Below are 14,433 nucleotides of genomic sequence, written 5' to 3' on the forward strand. Positions count from 1 at the left end.
GTTCAAGCCACAACTGGCAGGATTCTGCGCTGTAGCGCGCCCGTCACGCTTCGTTCGCGCAGGCCATCGGCTCAGCGCCCGTCCGAGCCCGACTGATCCGTGGAGAGAGTCCCGGCAGTGCCGCTCTCATGCCGACCACGGATCCGGTCCTTCCTCCTTCCGCGTCACCGCGACGTGTGAGGAGGCGCCCGCAGCGTTCGGCGCCGGTCCCCACGAGGGGAGGGACCGGAGCCGGACGACGCGGGTCTCGCGCGGGGCGTGAAGAGCACGCGGGAGCGCACTGGCTATCTGACTGGTCGTCAGTTATGGTCCCCCCTGCCGTGCAGCTTCCGAAGGGGTGAGCGCAGTGCCGACACGTCCCCAGAGTCCGCAGCCGTCAGGAACTCCCCGCTGGGTCGCGATGGTCTACCGGCCGTCCTCCGAGGCCTGGGCCGTGTGCGCGGAATCACCGCATCGCTCACCCGTGCAGTACGCGCTCGCGGAGATGGCGCACACGGTACGCGCGCGTGGGGGCGACCTGGAGGTCGCCCTGTGGGGCCCGGGAGCGGGAGCGTGGGAACGGTTCGACGCCTTCGCCGCTACGACGGCCACGGCGCCGGTGCCGGCGGCCGAGGCCTCTTCCAGTGGCCCGGAGCGGCCCAGCAGGCTCACGGAACGCATGGACGGCCGGCGTCGGCAGGTGCTCGTGGCGGGCCTCGGCAAGGCGGGCCTGCACGACCTCGGTCCGGACGACTTCGGTGCGGTGGAGGCTCTCGCCGAGCGGCTCGACGAGACGACCGTACGCAGGGTGGCCCACTGGCTGGCGCTGGCGGCGGGCCGGCGCTAGAGGGCCTGTCCCGGACGGAAATCCTGGTCGGGGTCCTGGCGGAAGTCCCGGTTGGGCGAGGGTGCCGGCGATGCGGTGAAGTACATGTGCGGCTGCTTCGGAACGTCGGGCGCTTCAAGTCTTCGGGTGTTGCGGGTACTGCGGGTGTTGCGTGTTACCGGTCTTGCGGTGCTGCCGGTGTGTCACGTCTTCGGTGCTGCGGATACCGCGGGTACTGCGAGGAGTCTCAGGGTGTTCCGTGGCGTCCGTCGGGTCACGCGCACGGGGCGGCGGCGGCCGGTTCGGGGGAGCCGTCCTGCACGGTCGCGTCCGTCTCGTCGAGCGGGCGGTGGCGGCAGCTGGGGGACTTGCCGTGGGCCTCGGCCCCGATGCGCTGCTTCATCGTGGGCGGCAGGGCCGCGGCGTGGGACCAGGACCACTGGTGCGACGCCGTCGGCATCGTCACGTGGTGTCCCGTGACGCCGGTGCCGGCACCGGCGGTCGTGTTGCCGGTCGCCTCGGTCCGCGCTACGGACGCGGTGGCGGTGGTCGTGACGAGTCCGAGCGCCGTGCACAGCGCGAGGAAGGCGGTGACGAAGGCGGTCCACAGCTTCATGACCTGGTTCCGGGCCATGGTCCCTCACTTTCGGGTTGGGCGATTTGCGTACTTTCCTCATGATGTGTATGAGGCTCGCGAAGTGGTGGACCGACGCCCGTGGCACGTCGATCTTCAGATGAACACCACACGAATGGGTGCAAGGAGCCAGAAAAGTGGAGGAGAATACGCAAGCAGGGACCAAGTGACCGTCCGTGCGGGTGTGATCACCGTCAGATAGGAGCGGTCGGCTCCGGTTCTACTGCGTTCCCCCGGAGGGAAGTTGGGGGGCGTACACAGGTCACCGATCGGTATCGGTCGGTGTGTATAGTCGGGCGCCAGAGGTCCCCTACGTCAAGGAAAGACGAGGTCGCGCGGTGAAGAAGCTTCTCCTGGTCGCACTGGCCGCCATCGGCGGGCTCCTCGTGTACCGCCAGATCCAGGCGGATCGCGCCGAGCAGGATCTGTGGACGGAGGCGACCGACTCCGTGCCCACGGGTTCCTGAGCACCGACATCCGATTCTGAGCAGACCCCGGCCGTCCGACGGTCGGGGTTTTGTGTTGCGGCGAGTCGTCCGAGGGGTTGGGGAAGCCCCTGGAAGCGGGCGTTTCGGACGCTCGTACGCAATGCGCGGGTGACGCGCGGCGCCGCGGGGCAGGATGGGCGACGGTCCCGCCTTGGAGGGCCGTGACGACGAGGGGTGGCGCGAGATGGGGTGGCGTACGGCGGCCGTGGCGGCGGTGCTGTGCACATCGGCGGTCGGCACATCGGCTTTCGCGTCCGAGGTCACGTCCTCCTCGCCGTCCTCCTCGTACGGCTTCGCCCCGGACGCCAGGCCGATCGAAGGCGCGACGCAGCCCACGGAGGCCGAGACCCTCCGGCCCGGCGGGAGTTACCGCAGCTCCCTCCCCCGGGCCGCGACGCGCTACTACCGTCTCGAACTCGACGCCGACTCCAACGCCTACGTCTCCGCCACCGCCGTACCGCGCACCGACGACAAGCTCTCGCTGAGCGACGGTCTCAAGGTGTCGGTGCGGTCGCCCGAGGGCCACTCCTGTTCCACCCAGACCGTCCGCTTCGGCGCGTCCGGCAGCCCGCACCCCATCACGGCGTCGGGCGCGCGCACGACCTCCCCGCGCACCCCGCTGTGCACGGACGGCGGTACGTACTACGTCGTCGTCGAACGGCTCGGCACCGCCGACTCCCCGGGCGCCGACTGGGACCTGGAGCTGACCGCCGCGACCGAGCCGGGCCTGCGGCAGGCCGGGGAGGCGACCGCCCCCCGGTCCTGGGACTCCGCCACGCCCGCTCCCCCCACCGGCGAGGCCCGGTCCCGCGCGGGCGGCCCGGGGTTCGCCCAGGCGGCCTCCTTGGGCCAAGGGGTCTGGCGCACCGGGCTCTCGCCCGGGCAGACGCTCTTCTACCGGGTCCCCGTCGACTGGGGCCAGCAGCTGTCCGCCACGGCCGAACTGGACGCCACCGGCGGCGACGCCCGCGGCTACACGGCCGACGCCCTGGACCTGACCCTGTACAACCCGGTGCGCGCCACCGTCGAGGACACCGACAGGGGATACGACGGCAGTCGCCGGGCCGCCGCTCTCGCCCCGGTGCCACCGGTCGACTACCGCAACCGCTACACCGGCGTCCCCCGGGTCAAGGGCATGCGCTTCGCGGGCTCGTACTACCTCGCCGTGCACCTCTCCGCCGCGGTCGCCGACGACTTCGGCGACGGTCCCTTCGGACTGACCCTGCGCGTGCGGATCAAGGGCACGGCGCAGGACGGCCCCGGTTACGCGGGACAGTCCGTCCCGCAGCACCTCTTCCAGGTCAGCCCGCAGGAAAGGGCGACCGGCGCGGACCTCGGGACCGGGGGCGGCGACACCGCCATGAGGGCCCTCGCCGTGGGCGGGATCGGGGCGGGGACCGTGCTGCTGGTCGTCCTCGGCGTGTGGACCCTGACGGCCCGGCGGCGGGCCGTGGTTCAGATACGGGCCAGGGCCCAGAACCCCACGGCGTAACAGGCCAGCGCCAGCAGCAGGAGCGGGAACACCACCGTCGCGGGCGGGCCCGGTCGGCGTGCGCGGCGATGGCCGGCACGACGGTCCCGGCGCCCGGCCCCGCCGGGGACCTCCGGCGCGGAACGGGGAACCAGCGGAACCTCGGCGGTGTACGAAGCCGTGGAGGCCTCGGCGCGCTGATCGGGCGCCGGGGGCGCGGGCCGGGGGAATGACAGGGCGTACGTGGCCTCGTCGGGGGAGTGGCGGACCGGCGGCGGGACGGAGGGGACCTGGGGCCCGGCGTACAGCGGTGGCTGTGGGGGGCGCGCCGGAGGTGCGGGAGTGCGCGGGGAGGAACCGGTGTCCTGCGGGGGCGGCAGCTGGAAGCTGCCGGTGTCCGACATGCTCGGCGGCTGAACGGGAGTGCGGGCCGCCTGCCGGGGCCCGGTGCCTGGGCGAGGGTCGCTGTGCGGCCGTGACCCCGTCGGCGTGGATGCCGTCCCCGGAACCGGCCCCACGGGCGACGCCGTCCCCGAGAGCGACGCATGCTCCTCCGCCGGTACCGAGCCGGTCCCGGCGTCCGTCCGCCCGCCCGGCCCCGACGGCGCGTCCCGCTCGTCCGGCCGGGACGCCGGCCCTCTCCGTACGTCGCCGGTGGCGAAGGTCGCTCCCGGCCTCGCGCCGACCCCCGGCGCCCGTTTGAGGGGACCGTCGGCGGTGAAACCGGTCGGAAGGGGGCCGAGTTGGTCGAATATCTCGATCAACTCGTCGTCCGGACCGGGCTCCGGCAGGAGCTCCGTGGCCGCGGCGAGCGCCTTGCGCGCCCCCGTGGCAGTGCGGAACCGCGCCTGCGGATCGGGCTGCAGCAGCGACGCCACGACCTGCCACAGCGGCTCCGGAATGCCCTTGGGCGCGCTGGGCGTCCCGTGCGCCGCGAAGTACTCCACCAGCGCCTTGGTGTCCGGTTTGGCGCCCTCCAGCAGATACAGCGCGACCAGGCCCACCGCGAACAGGTCCGCCGGAAAGTCCGGTTCGGCGCCCAGCATCTGCTCGGGGGCCAGGTAACCGGGCGTCCCCACCACGAGGTTGGTCTCCGTCAGCCGCGGCTCGCCCATCCGCATGGCGATGCCGAAGTCGGAGAGCCTCAGGTGCGGGCGGCCCGTGCCGGTCGCCTCCAGCAGCACGTTGGCCGGCTTGATGTCACGGTGCACGACGTCCTCCGCGTGCACCGCGGCAAGCCCCGACAGCAACTGGTCGAGCAGCGTGCAGACGAACGCCGGTGGCAGCGGCCCGTAGTCGCCCACCAGGTGGACCAGTGAGCCGCCCCCCACCAGGTCCATGGTGAACAGGACCTTGTCGTCGTCGGCGGCCCAGCTGGCGGGCGCGAGCACATGAGGGTGGTCGATCCGCAGAGCCTGCTCGCGCACGAAGCGCAGCAGCGAGTGCGCGTCGCGCTGCTGCAGCACCTTGGCGGCGACGTAGCGGCGACGGCGGTGGTCCCAGGCGCGCCAGACGGCGCCGACCCCTCCGCGCCCGATCGGGTCGACCAGTTCGTACCGGCCGGCGAAGACCTCACCCATGGCTGTACGTCGCTCCTCCCCCTGCGGCTACCCCCCTTGCTTCCCCCTCGACGAGCGATACGACTCCCCCTCGCGCCCCCTGCTCCGGAACTCCCCCGCGGCGGCATCGGCATCCGCCTCGTCCGTGGCCCGGTCCGCCGAACCCCCTTCGGTGGACCGGGCCTTCGGCTCAGTTCTGGTGGGACTGGTAGTGCGCGACCGCGTCCGAGGTGCGGCCGGCGCCGTACACGCGCAGGAACTCCGCCAGTTCGGGGTGGGTCGCGGCGAGCGTGTCCGCGGCGTCGATGATGTCGCCCGCGGCGGCCACGGAACGCAGCAGTGACTGGATCTCGCGGACCACCCGCTTGACCGTCGGCGCACCCGAACTGCTGGTCGTGGTCGTGGTGTTGCTGAGCACTGATCCCCCCTGGGACTTCTTGATCTCCTCCATGCGATCGGTGGCCTCGGCGGCGCTGACACTGCCGTCCGCGACCTGCCCCGCCAGGTCCTGCAGCAGCTGCACCCGCTGAACGACCGCCGGATTGCCGATCTTCGCCCGCTGACCGCTCATCAGCTGCGACAGCATCGGAGCGGACAGACCGAGTACCCCCGCAAGACGAGCCTGGTTGAGACCGAGATCGTCTATGAGCTTACGGAAGAGCGCCCCCAAAGGCTCCCCGTACCAGTTCCGCTGCAGTTCCCGCGCTCTCGCGGTCGCTTCCTGCTGTGCGGCGTCCATTGCGTCTCCCCATCGCTTCCCCAAGTACTGTGGTTCGCTGTAGCGAACCACGCCGAGCATCTTACGGAGCGTGGTCGCCTGCGGGGACCCCCAATCTTTTTGCGAGATCCCGGGGGTGACCCGGTACTCTGGTCCCCGGCGGCCGCCGGTACGTGGTTCTTCCGGCAGGGCGTCTCGCTCACGGGGCCTTAGCTCAGTTGGTAGAGCGCTGTCTTTGCATGGCAGATGTCAGGGGTTCGACTCCCCTAGGCTCCACTTATCAACCCCTCCGACCTGGCACGACGCGGTCGGAGGGGTTTTTCGTGCCGTCGGCCGCACCGCCGGGCGGGAAGCGGGCCTCCACGCGGCGGAGCCGGGGAGGCGACAGGCGGTCATCAAGGGGCGGCCACGGTCTCCCGGGCGCTGCGGCCACCCCGCGCGGTCCGGCCGCGGAGCTGCCCGCTCCCGGTCTCCGCTCCCGGGCGGGAGCCGGCGCTCCTGCCGCCGGGTTCGGCCACCCGGACGGCCCATGGGCGTGACGTGCGTCACGGGCCTGGACCCGCAGCCGTCATGTCGATTTGCGCAAACGTCATGGGTGGGCCGGGTCCGTGGGATCGCGGTGCAGGTCGCGTAGGGCGCTCGTAGGTACTGGTCGTTGCAAACGTCATCGCGAACGGACGGCGTTGAGGGATGTTCCACGTGAAACAACGCCGTGGGGCGGGAGACCCTCAAGTCTCCCGCCCCACGGCGTTGTCGGCGTGGAAGGCCGTCAGTTTCCCTCGTCGTGCCGAGCGGCCTCTTCCTCGGCTTCCTTGACCTGGACCTCGGGGTCCAGAGCGGCCTGGCCGCTGCCGTCCACCGACGTCAGCCGGCTCGACTCCGGAACCTCCGTCGCGGCCGGCGGCTCCACCAGCCAGTCGGGGTTGGCCTGCTTGTCCCACCACTTCCAGGCGGCGAAGGCACCGCCTGCGACGGCGCCGAGCACCAACAGCACGCGTGCGGCCCGACCGGCCCGCGCCCGCCGCTCGTGCTTGCGGACCAGCTTCTGGATCTCCTTCGGCGAGACCTGGCCCCGCAGCGCCGCCAGTGCGGCGACACCGCGGGCGGTGGCCTCGTCCCTGACTGGCCCGGCCGCGGCCACGGCCTGCTCGATCTTCGGCCGGGAGTACTCGGCGGCCTGCCGGGCCGCCTTGCGGGTACGAGCGGCGGCCTCATGAGCGGCCTGGTCGACCTTGGGCGGCACATGTGTACGGGCCTGTTCGATGCGCGGTGCGACGTGGGCGCCGTACTGGACGCGGGCCTGACCGGCGGCCTGCGTCACTACCGGCGCAAGCCGTACGCGGGCCTCCTGTGCGTAGTACGCGGTCCTGTCCTTGGCCGTCTCGGCGTAGGGCGCCACCACTTCCGCGGCGTGCAGCACGCTGTCCTTCGCCGAACCGGTCGCGGCGCGCACGCTGTCGATGCGGGTCACGGGTTCCTCCTCCTCGGTGGCGTACGGTAATTCGACTTTCCACCCTTTTACGGATCATGCCTGCCAACGAATCACCAGGCATGCGAGGGCGGGCATCCGGGTCATGAGGATGAATACGGGGCAACGAGAGCTTGTCGTCGACAATGCCACGGATCGCCGCGCAGCGCTTCGGTACCCGGGGGTACGAGCCGGTTTTCCGCAACCGGATACCCCGGATCTCCCACGGGAAGCAGGTGCCGGGCGACGCGGGGCGCGTAGCGTGCGAGGATCGGGGGGTCACAGGAAGACAACGGAAGGCAGATCGTGGCTGAGCAGCTTTACGCCACCCTGAAGACCAACCACGGCGACATCGAAGTCCGGCTCCTGCCGAACCACGCCCCGAAGACGGTCCGGAACTTCGTCGAGCTCGCCCAGGGCGAGCGTGAGTGGGTCAACCCCGCCACCGGCGCCAAGTCCACGGACCGGCTCTACGACGGTACGGTCTTCCACCGGGTGATCAGCGGTTTCATGATCCAGGGCGGCGACCCCCTGGGCAACGGCACCGGCGGTCCCGGTTACCAGTTCGAGGACGAGTTCCACCCGGACCTCTCCTTCAACAAGCCCTACCTGCTGGCCATGGCCAACGCCGGTCCGGGCACCAACGGCTCGCAGTTCTTCATCACCGTCGCGCCCACGACGTGGCTGAACCGCAAGCACACCATCTTCGGCGAGGTCACCGACGCGGCGAGCCAGAAGGTCGTGGACGCCATCATCAACACGCCGACCAACCCGCGCACCGACCGTCCGGTCAACGACGTCGTCATCGAGTCCGTCGTCGTCGAGACCCGCGAGGGCTGAGACCGCGAGGGACGACTCCCCACAGGCGAGTCCCCGCACGGCAGGAACCAAACGCCCCGCTCATCCGTAAAGATGGGCGGGGCGGTGCATTCGTGCCCGGCACCAGGACGACGACCTAGGGGATGTCATGGAACACGCGGCAGGCAGCTCGCAGGACGCCCAGAGCGTGCCCGGCTGCTACCGCCACCCGGACCGCGAGACCGGCATCCGCTGCACCCGCTGCGAGCGCGCCATCTGCCCCGAGTGCATGGTCAACGCCTCCGTGGGCTTCCAGTGCCCCGAATGCGCCCGCGGCGACTCCGGTACGGGCCATGCCCCGGCCGCCTCCCGGCCCCGCACCGTGGCCGGCGGTACTGTCACCGCCGACCCGCGGCTGTGCACCAAGATCCTCATCGGCATCAACGTCGCCGTGTTCATCGCGGTGCACGTGCGGTCTTCGCTGCTGAACGACCTGGTTCTCCTCGGCGCCTGGCCACCGGCCCCCTACACGCCCAACCAGGGCGTCGCGGGCGGTGAGTGGTACCGCATGGTCACCTCGATGTTCACGCACCAGGAGATCTGGCACATCGCCTTCAACATGCTGAGCCTGTGGTGGCTGGGCGGACCGCTCGAGGCCGCACTCGGCCGCGCCCGCTACCTGACCGTCTACTTCGTCTCCGGTCTGTCGGGCAGCGCCCTGGCCTACCTCCTGGCCTCCCCGAACACCGCCACCCTCGGTGCCTCCGGCGCGATCTTCGGCCTCTTCGGCGCCACCGCCGTGCTGATGCGCCGGCTCAAATACGACATGCGGCCGATCATCGCCCTGCTGGCCATCAACCTGGTCATCACCTTCGGCTGGGGCGGCATCTCCTGGCAGGCCCACATCGGCGGCCTGGTGGCCGGCGTCGTCACGGGGTACGGGATGGTCCACGCCCCACGCGAGCGCCGCGCCCTCGTGCAGTACGGAACCAGCGCGCTCGTGCTGGCCGCCGTGGTGGTGGTCACCCTGCTCAGGACGGCTCAGCTCACCTGACGTGCCCGGTTGTCCACAGCCTGTGGCGAATCTTGTGCATGATGCGCGGGAACAGCTGTGCCCCCTGTCACTGAGCGGTGTTTCCGCAGCTCAGGCAGGGGGCGAACAAGCTTGCGATGATGGGTGCGACAGTCGTACCGGCGTCAATGGCGGACTGGTTATCCACAGATCGTCGTTCTTTATCCCCAGGGCTCCTGTGGATATTTCGCGGGCTGTGGATAACTCAGCGCATACCCCTGGGCAGAGCTACTTCCACTGGGTGGAGACACCGAATCCGGCGGCAATGAAGCCGAAGCCCACCACGATGTTCCAGTTGTCCAGTGCGTCGATGGGCAGTGAACCGTCCGTCACGTAGAAGACGACGATCCAGGCGAGCCCGATGACGAACATGGCCAGCATGACGGGCGCCACCCAGGCGCGGTTGGTCAGCTTGATGGCGGTCGCCTGCTTCGCCGGGGGCGGCGTGTAGTCGGCCTTCTTGCGGATACGTGACTTCGGCACGAGGGTCTCTCCTGTCGATGCGCTGCGTGGCCGCGCAGGGAACTGTGGCTGGCTCCGGAGCAGCGTACAAGGGGACTCTTAGTGCTCCCCCGGGCGTCCGTTAGCGTAGTGCTTCCGCGGTGCCGAAGGAGATAAGGGTACGTTGAGCAATTCTGCCGACTCCCCCCGGTCCGGATCCAGTGCTGCCCCAGGCCGCCGTTTCCGGCCCGTACGGGTGCTCACAGTGGCCGTCTTCGCCCTCGCGGGGCTCATTTTCTTCACCAGTTTCAATACGGCCAAGGGCACCAATATCCGGACGGACACGTCCTTGCTGAAGCTTTCGGACCTCATCCAGGAGCGCAGCCGGAAGAACAAGGAACTGGACGACTCCAACGCCTCCCTGCGCGGTGACGTCGAGTCGCTCGCCGAACGCGACGACGGCAGCAGCAAGGCGCAGGACGAGAAGCTGTCGGCCCTGGAGAAGAGCGCCGGCACGCAGAAGGTCAAGGGCACGGCGATCACCGTCACCCTCAACGACGCCCCGCCGAACGCCACCGCCAAGCTCCCCGGCTATCCCGATCCGCAGCCGGACTACCTGGTCATCCACCAGCAGGACCTGCAGGCCGTGGTGAACGCCCTGTGGCAGGGCGGCGCCAAGGGGATCAAGGTCATGGACCAGCGGCTGATCTCCACCAGCGCCGTGCGCTGCGTCGGCAACACGCTGATCCTGCAGGGCCGGGTCTACTCACCGCCGTACAAGATCACCGCGGTGGGGGACCCGGACAAGCTGAACAAGGCGCTGTCCGACTCCGCCGCGATCCAGAACTACATGGTCTACGTGAACGTCTACGGCCTCGGCTGGAAAGTGACGCAGGACGGGACGGTGACTCTTCCCGGCTACTCGGGCACAGTGGATGTGCACTACGCCCAGCCCGTGGAGTGAACTGAGCGGTTCGGGAGCTGCCGGTGCGCGTTGTCGTCAGGACCCTCAGCGAGCTGTGCATCACCGTCGGGACCCTGATCTGCCTCTTCGTCGTCTACGTGCTGTTCTGGACCGGCGTGCGCGCGGACGGCGCGATGAACCACCAGATCGACGTGTTGCACGACCAGTGGTCGAAGCAGACGGCACGGCCGAAGTCGACCGCCGGGGCCGCGAGCGGACGCTCCACCGCTCCCGCCCGGCCCGCTCCGTATGTGGCGGGCCGACCCTTCGCGATCATGTACATCCCGCGGCTCGGTTTCACGTGGAACAAGCCGGTGCTGGAGAACACCGAGGTGAACACCCTGAAGAAGGGCCTCGGGCACTACGCGGACACCGCGCGGCTCGGCGAGGTGGGCAACTTCGCGGTCGCCGGGCACCGGCGCACGTACGGCGATCCGTTCGTGGACTTCCCCAGGCTGCGGCCCGGGGACGCCGTCGTCCTGACCGACGGGACGACCTGGTTCACGTATCGGATCGACAAAGGCCCCTACAAAACCGTTCCCACCGACGTTGAGGTGATCGACCCTGTCCCACGTAAGTCGGGGTATACGCGTGCGGGCCGGTATCTCACGCTGACCACGTGCGATCCCGAGTGGGGGCACAGTCACCGGCTCATCGTGTGGGCGCACCTGGACGGCACACAGCCTGTGGAGGAAGGCGAACCGGCGGCGCTGCGCCGTTAGTCTGGTGCGGATACGGCGTGAGTATGGAGCCGTGGCGGAACGGAAGGGACGGCATGTACGGCTGGATCTGGCGGCATCTGCCGGGGAACGTGTGGGTGAGGGCGCTGATCGCGCTCGCACTCGTGCTGCTGGTGGTCTATGTCCTCTTCCAGTACGTCTTCCCGTGGGCCGAACCGCTGCTGCCCTTCAACGATGTGACGGTGGACAACCAGTGAGCGCCCGCATTCTCGTCGTCGACAACTACGACAGCTTCGTCTTCAACCTGGTCCAGTACCTGTACCAGCTGGGCGCCGAGTGCGAGGTGCTGCGCAACGACGAGGTGGCGACCGCGCACGCCCAGGACGGCTTCGACGGAGTGCTGCTGTCGCCGGGCCCGGGCACGCCCGAGGAGGCCGGCGTCTGCGTCGAGATGACCCGCCACTGCGCCGCCACCGGTGTGCCCGTCTTCGGCGTGTGCCTGGGCATGCAGTCGATGCAGGTGGCGTACGGCGGTGTCGTGGACCGCGCGCCGGAGCTGCTGCACGGCAAGACCTCGCTGGTGGAGCACGAGGGCAAGGGCGTCTTCGCCGGCCTGCCCAGCCCCTTCACCGCGACCCGCTACCACTCCCTGGCGGCGATGCCCCTGACCGTGCCCGCCGAGCTGGAGGTCACGGCCCGCACGCACGACGGCATCATCATGGGCCTGCGTCACCGCGAACTCCCGGTCGAGGGCGTGCAGTTCCACCCCGAGTCCGTGCTCACCGAGCACGGGCACCGGATGCTGGCCAACTGGCTGGTCGAGTGCGGCGACGAGGGCGCGGTGGCGAGGTCGGCGGGGCTCGCCCCGGTGGTGGGCAGGGCCACGGCGTGACCGCACTGCGCCCCGAGCGCGAGACCGACGCCTCGTACGGGCAGCAGCCCTACGAGGCGTCCGGTGCGTTCGAGGAGTGGTACGGGGATGCGGCGGGACGGCACGCGGACCAGGCGGGGCGGCACGGGAGACACGCGGCACCGGCCGAAGAGCCGTACGCGGCGCCGGTGACGGAGGAGCCGTACCGACCGTACGAGCCGTACCTGCCGCCGATCGACGAGGAGACGGTGGCGCTGCGGATCCCCGATCCGCCGCCGGGCGCGTCCAGAACGCCCTCTGACGCCTCAACAGCAACACCGGCATCGGGAACCCCTTCGGGCGGACGAGCGGCCCGCAGAAAGGCCGCCAAGCGCCGTGGTGGGCGTCATGGGGGCGCACACGCGGCATCGGAGTCGCCGGAGAGCGCCGAATCGCCTGATTCCTCCGGTTCGTCCGGTTCCGGCGGGCCCCTCTCCCGCGTCGAGGCCCGTCGGCAGGCCCGCGCCCGCAAGCCGAGTCCGGGCGTCATCGCGAGCCGGGCCGTCGGGGAACTGTTCATCACCACCGGTGTGCTGATGCTGCTGTTCGTGTCCTACCAGCTGTGGTGGACGAACGTCCGGGCGCACGCGCAGGCGGACAAGGAGACGAGCAGCCTGCAGAAGGACTGGGCGAGCGGGAAGCGCGAGCCGGGGGAGTTCCAGCCCGGTCAGGGCTTCGCCATCCTCCACATCCCCGAGCTCGACGTCGTCGTACCCATAGCCCAGGGCGTCAGCAACAAGAAGGTCCTGGACAAGGGCATGGTCGGCCACTACAGCGAGGGCAAGCTGAAGACGGCGATGCCCTCGGACAAGACCGGCAACTTCGCGCTCGCCGGCCACCGCAACACGCACGGCGAGCCGTTCCGCTACATCAACAAGCTCAAGGCGGGCGACGAGATCGTCGTGGAGACGCAGGACGACTACTACGTCTACAAGATGACGTCCATGCTGCCGGTGACGTCGCCGAGCAACACCAGCGTGATCGACCCCGTGCCGCCGCAGTCCGGCTTCACCCGGCCGGGCCGTTACATCACCCTCACCACCTGCACGCCGGAGTACACGAGCAAGTACAGGTTGATCGTCTGGGGCAAGATGGTCGAGGAACGGCCGCGCAGCAAGGGCAAGCCGGATGCGCTCGTCCAGTAGGGACAGATGAACGTGGCAGCGACCACCGACGGCACACAAGAGGACACCGACGCGCCCGCGGCGCCCCCGGCACGGCGCCGGCGCCCGGGCCGTATCGCCATGGCGGTGAGCGTCTTCGGCGAACTCCTCATCACCGCCGGCCTGATCCTCGGGCTCTTCGTCGTCTACTCGCTGTGGTGGACGAACGTCATCGCCGACCGGGCGGCGGACAGGCAGGCGGACAAGGTGCGCGACACCTGGGCCCACGAGCCCGGCGGCCCCGGCGCCCTGGACACCAAGAACGGCGTCGGCTTCCTGCGTGTCCCCGCCATGAAGAACGGCGAGGTCCTGGTCGAGAAGGGCACCTCGACGGACGTCCTCAACGAGGGCGTGGCCGGCTACTACACGGACCCGATCAAGGCGACGCTCCCGATGACGGGCAAGAAGGGCAACTTCACCCTCGCCGCCCACCGGGACGGCCACGGCGCCAAGTTCCACAACATCGACAAGCTGCGCAAGGGCGACCCGATCGTCTTCGAGACGCGGGACAAGTGGTACGTCTACAAGGTCTACGACATCCTCGACGAGACCTCGAAGTACAACGTCAAGGTCCTCTCCCAGATCCCGAAGGAGTCCGGCCGCAACAAGGCCGGCCACTACATCACCCTGACGACCTGCACCCCGGTGTACACCTCGCGTTACCGGTACGTGGTGTGGGGCGAGCTGGTCCGGGTGGAGAAGGTCGACAGCAAGCGGACCCCACCGAAGGAACTCCGCTGAGTGCCGGGCGCCCCTTCCTGAGGAACGGGCGCCCGTGCCGTATTTCCGACTCCTGTTACGACTTCGGGGCGTAGTCCGAGCACTGGAACTCGGCCCAGTCGGATGTGTTCACCCGCGCCTCGATGAAGATCACCTTCAGGCCCTTGGGCTGCTGGAGGGTGAGGTCGCTGAAACTGCTGACGACGCTCCTTCCCTGGGCACCCTTGTGCCAGGGGAAGTTGGTCACCGATCCGTCTTTGTTGGCGGACTTGAACCTGATCTGCGGGGCGCGAGTGTCGTCGATGAGGTCGATGACCTTGAGCGCGGCGTCGTACTTCGCGGTGGGAGCGCCGCTCCCCTCAAGGGTTCCGTAGGCCTTGAACGTGTTGTGCTTGTCGTGGCACGACATCTTGATGACGACGTCGGCCGCCTGGGCCGGGGACGCCGCGAGCGTGGCGGTGGCCATCGCCGTCAGGCTCAAGGCGAGTGAGGTGGCTATGTGTCGTTTGCGCTTCTTGGTCGCCGCAAGCGGCATGGGATTC

Annotated in this window: 17 protein-coding genes and 1 tRNA gene; 12 read left to right on the forward strand and 6 right to left on the reverse strand. The window is 69.7% G+C overall.

The features are described 5' to 3' along the window. The first annotated feature begins 346 nt into the window (after positions 1-346). A complete protein-coding gene (locus tag FBY22_RS41025) occupies positions 347-826 on the forward strand; it encodes a hypothetical protein (RefSeq protein WP_260845378.1) in 480 nt (159 codons plus the stop codon). A gap of 253 nt (positions 827-1,079) precedes the next feature. On the opposite strand, the gene FBY22_RS41030 is transcribed toward FBY22_RS41025, so the two are convergent. Further along, positions 1,080-1,439: a DUF6344 domain-containing protein gene (locus FBY22_RS41030; protein ID WP_142153639.1), complete on the reverse strand. Its 360-nt coding sequence runs from the start codon at positions 1,437-1,439 to the stop codon at positions 1,080-1,082. Positions 1,440-1,777: 338 nt separating this feature from the next. Here FBY22_RS41030 and FBY22_RS41035 point away from each other — a divergent pair, with 338 nt between their 5' ends. Further along, entirely contained in the window at positions 1,778-1,906 is a 129-nt protein-coding gene (locus FBY22_RS41035) for a DLW-39 family protein (protein WP_003999697.1), read from the forward strand. Positions 1,907-2,078: 172 nt separating this feature from the next. Then, positions 2,079-3,419 (forward strand): hypothetical protein, encoded by a 1,341-nt coding sequence (locus FBY22_RS45850; protein WP_313905485.1) that lies wholly within the window; start codon positions 2,079-2,081, stop codon positions 3,417-3,419. On the opposite strand, the gene FBY22_RS41045 is transcribed toward FBY22_RS45850, so the two are convergent. Next, positions 3,383-4,978, reverse strand: a complete 1,596-nt coding sequence (locus FBY22_RS41045; RefSeq protein ID WP_142153641.1) for a serine/threonine-protein kinase — start codon at positions 4,976-4,978, stop codon at positions 3,383-3,385. The two genes, FBY22_RS45850 and FBY22_RS41045, sit on opposite strands and share 37 nt — an antisense overlap. 169 nt (positions 4,979-5,147) lie before the next feature. Further along, entirely contained in the window at positions 5,148-5,696 is a 549-nt protein-coding gene (locus FBY22_RS41050; RefSeq protein ID WP_142153643.1) for a DNA-binding protein, read from the reverse strand. A 182-nt stretch (positions 5,697-5,878) separates the two neighbouring features. Here FBY22_RS41050 and FBY22_RS41055 point away from each other — a divergent pair. Continuing rightward, positions 5,879-5,951, forward strand: a tRNA-Ala gene (locus tag FBY22_RS41055). 493 nt (positions 5,952-6,444) lie between these two features. Here the strand turns inward: FBY22_RS41055 and FBY22_RS41060 are convergent. Next, positions 6,445-7,146, reverse strand: coding sequence for a DUF5324 family protein (locus tag FBY22_RS41060; protein WP_142153645.1), 702 nt, complete (start codon positions 7,144-7,146; stop codon positions 6,445-6,447). A gap of 303 nt (positions 7,147-7,449) precedes the next feature. Here FBY22_RS41060 and FBY22_RS41065 point away from each other — a divergent pair, with 303 nt between their 5' ends. Then, a complete protein-coding gene (locus FBY22_RS41065) occupies positions 7,450-7,983 on the forward strand; it encodes a peptidylprolyl isomerase (RefSeq protein WP_142153647.1) in 534 nt (177 codons plus the stop codon). A gap of 127 nt (positions 7,984-8,110) precedes the next feature. Further along, entirely contained in the window at positions 8,111-8,995 is an 885-nt protein-coding gene (locus FBY22_RS41070; protein WP_142153649.1) for a rhomboid family intramembrane serine protease, read from the forward strand. 246 nt (positions 8,996-9,241) lie between these two features. Here FBY22_RS41070 and crgA read toward each other — a convergent pair whose 3' ends face one another. After that, on the reverse strand, positions 9,242-9,496 hold the full coding sequence (crgA, locus tag FBY22_RS41075) for a cell division protein CrgA (protein WP_058924281.1): 255 nt from the start codon (positions 9,494-9,496) through the stop codon (positions 9,242-9,244). 142 nt (positions 9,497-9,638) lie between these two features. Here crgA and FBY22_RS41080 point away from each other — a divergent pair, with 142 nt between their 5' ends. Genes FBY22_RS41080 through FBY22_RS41105 form a run of 6 tightly spaced genes read left to right on the forward strand, consistent with a single transcriptional unit; the run spans position 9,639 to position 13,912 of the window. Continuing rightward, positions 9,639-10,418: a DUF881 domain-containing protein gene (locus FBY22_RS41080; RefSeq protein ID WP_142153651.1), complete on the forward strand. Its 780-nt coding sequence runs from the start codon at positions 9,639-9,641 to the stop codon at positions 10,416-10,418. A 23-nt stretch (positions 10,419-10,441) separates the two neighbouring features. Then, complete coding sequence (locus FBY22_RS41085; RefSeq protein WP_142153653.1) at positions 10,442-11,140, forward strand: class E sortase; 699 nt, start codon at positions 10,442-10,444, stop codon at positions 11,138-11,140. A 23-nt stretch (positions 11,141-11,163) separates the two neighbouring features. After that, entirely contained in the window at positions 11,164-11,355 is a 192-nt protein-coding gene (locus tag FBY22_RS41090; RefSeq protein WP_142154648.1) for a hypothetical protein, read from the forward strand. Then, positions 11,352-11,990, forward strand: coding sequence for an aminodeoxychorismate/anthranilate synthase component II (locus tag FBY22_RS41095; RefSeq protein ID WP_142153655.1), 639 nt, complete (start codon positions 11,352-11,354; stop codon positions 11,988-11,990). Before FBY22_RS41090 ends, FBY22_RS41095 begins: the two co-directional genes overlap by 4 nt. Then, positions 11,987-13,153, forward strand: coding sequence for a class E sortase (locus tag FBY22_RS41100; protein WP_142153657.1), 1,167 nt, complete (start codon positions 11,987-11,989; stop codon positions 13,151-13,153). Before FBY22_RS41095 ends, FBY22_RS41100 begins: the two co-directional genes overlap by 4 nt. A 6-nt stretch (positions 13,154-13,159) precedes the next feature. After that, complete coding sequence (locus tag FBY22_RS41105; RefSeq protein WP_174267425.1) at positions 13,160-13,912, forward strand: class E sortase; 753 nt, start codon at positions 13,160-13,162, stop codon at positions 13,910-13,912. A gap of 55 nt (positions 13,913-13,967) precedes the next feature. Here FBY22_RS41105 and FBY22_RS41110 read toward each other — a convergent pair whose 3' ends face one another. After that, positions 13,968-14,426, reverse strand: a complete 459-nt coding sequence (locus FBY22_RS41110; RefSeq protein ID WP_142153661.1) for a hypothetical protein — start codon at positions 14,424-14,426, stop codon at positions 13,968-13,970. Positions 14,427-14,433 lie beyond the last annotated feature (7 nt).

Source organism: Streptomyces sp. SLBN-31, assembly GCF_006715395.1.
Taxonomy (GTDB): domain Bacteria; phylum Actinomycetota; class Actinomycetes; order Streptomycetales; family Streptomycetaceae; genus Streptomyces.

Bases quoted from the DNA above. Each gene is read 5' to 3' on its own strand.
- FBY22_RS41030 (WP_142153639.1), bottom strand. From the start codon at position 1,439: ATGGCCCGGAACCAGGTCATGAAGCTGTGGACCGCCTTCGTCACCGCC.
- FBY22_RS41045 (WP_142153641.1), bottom strand. From the start codon at position 4,978: ATGGGTGAGGTCTTCGCCGGCCGGTACGAACTGGTCGACCCGATCGGG.
- FBY22_RS41050 (WP_142153643.1), bottom strand. From the start codon at position 5,696: ATGGACGCCGCACAGCAGGAAGCGACCGCGAGAGCGCGGGAACTGCAG.
- FBY22_RS41070 (WP_142153649.1), top strand. From the start codon at position 8,111: ATGGAACACGCGGCAGGCAGCTCGCAGGACGCCCAGAGCGTGCCCGGC.
- FBY22_RS41090 (WP_142154648.1), top strand. From the start codon at position 11,164: ATGGAGCCGTGGCGGAACGGAAGGGACGGCATGTACGGCTGGATCTGG.
- FBY22_RS41105 (WP_174267425.1), top strand. From the start codon at position 13,160: ATGAACGTGGCAGCGACCACCGACGGCACACAAGAGGACACCGACGCG.
- FBY22_RS41110 (WP_142153661.1), bottom strand. From the start codon at position 14,426: ATGCCGCTTGCGGCGACCAAGAAGCGCAAACGACACATAGCCACCTCA.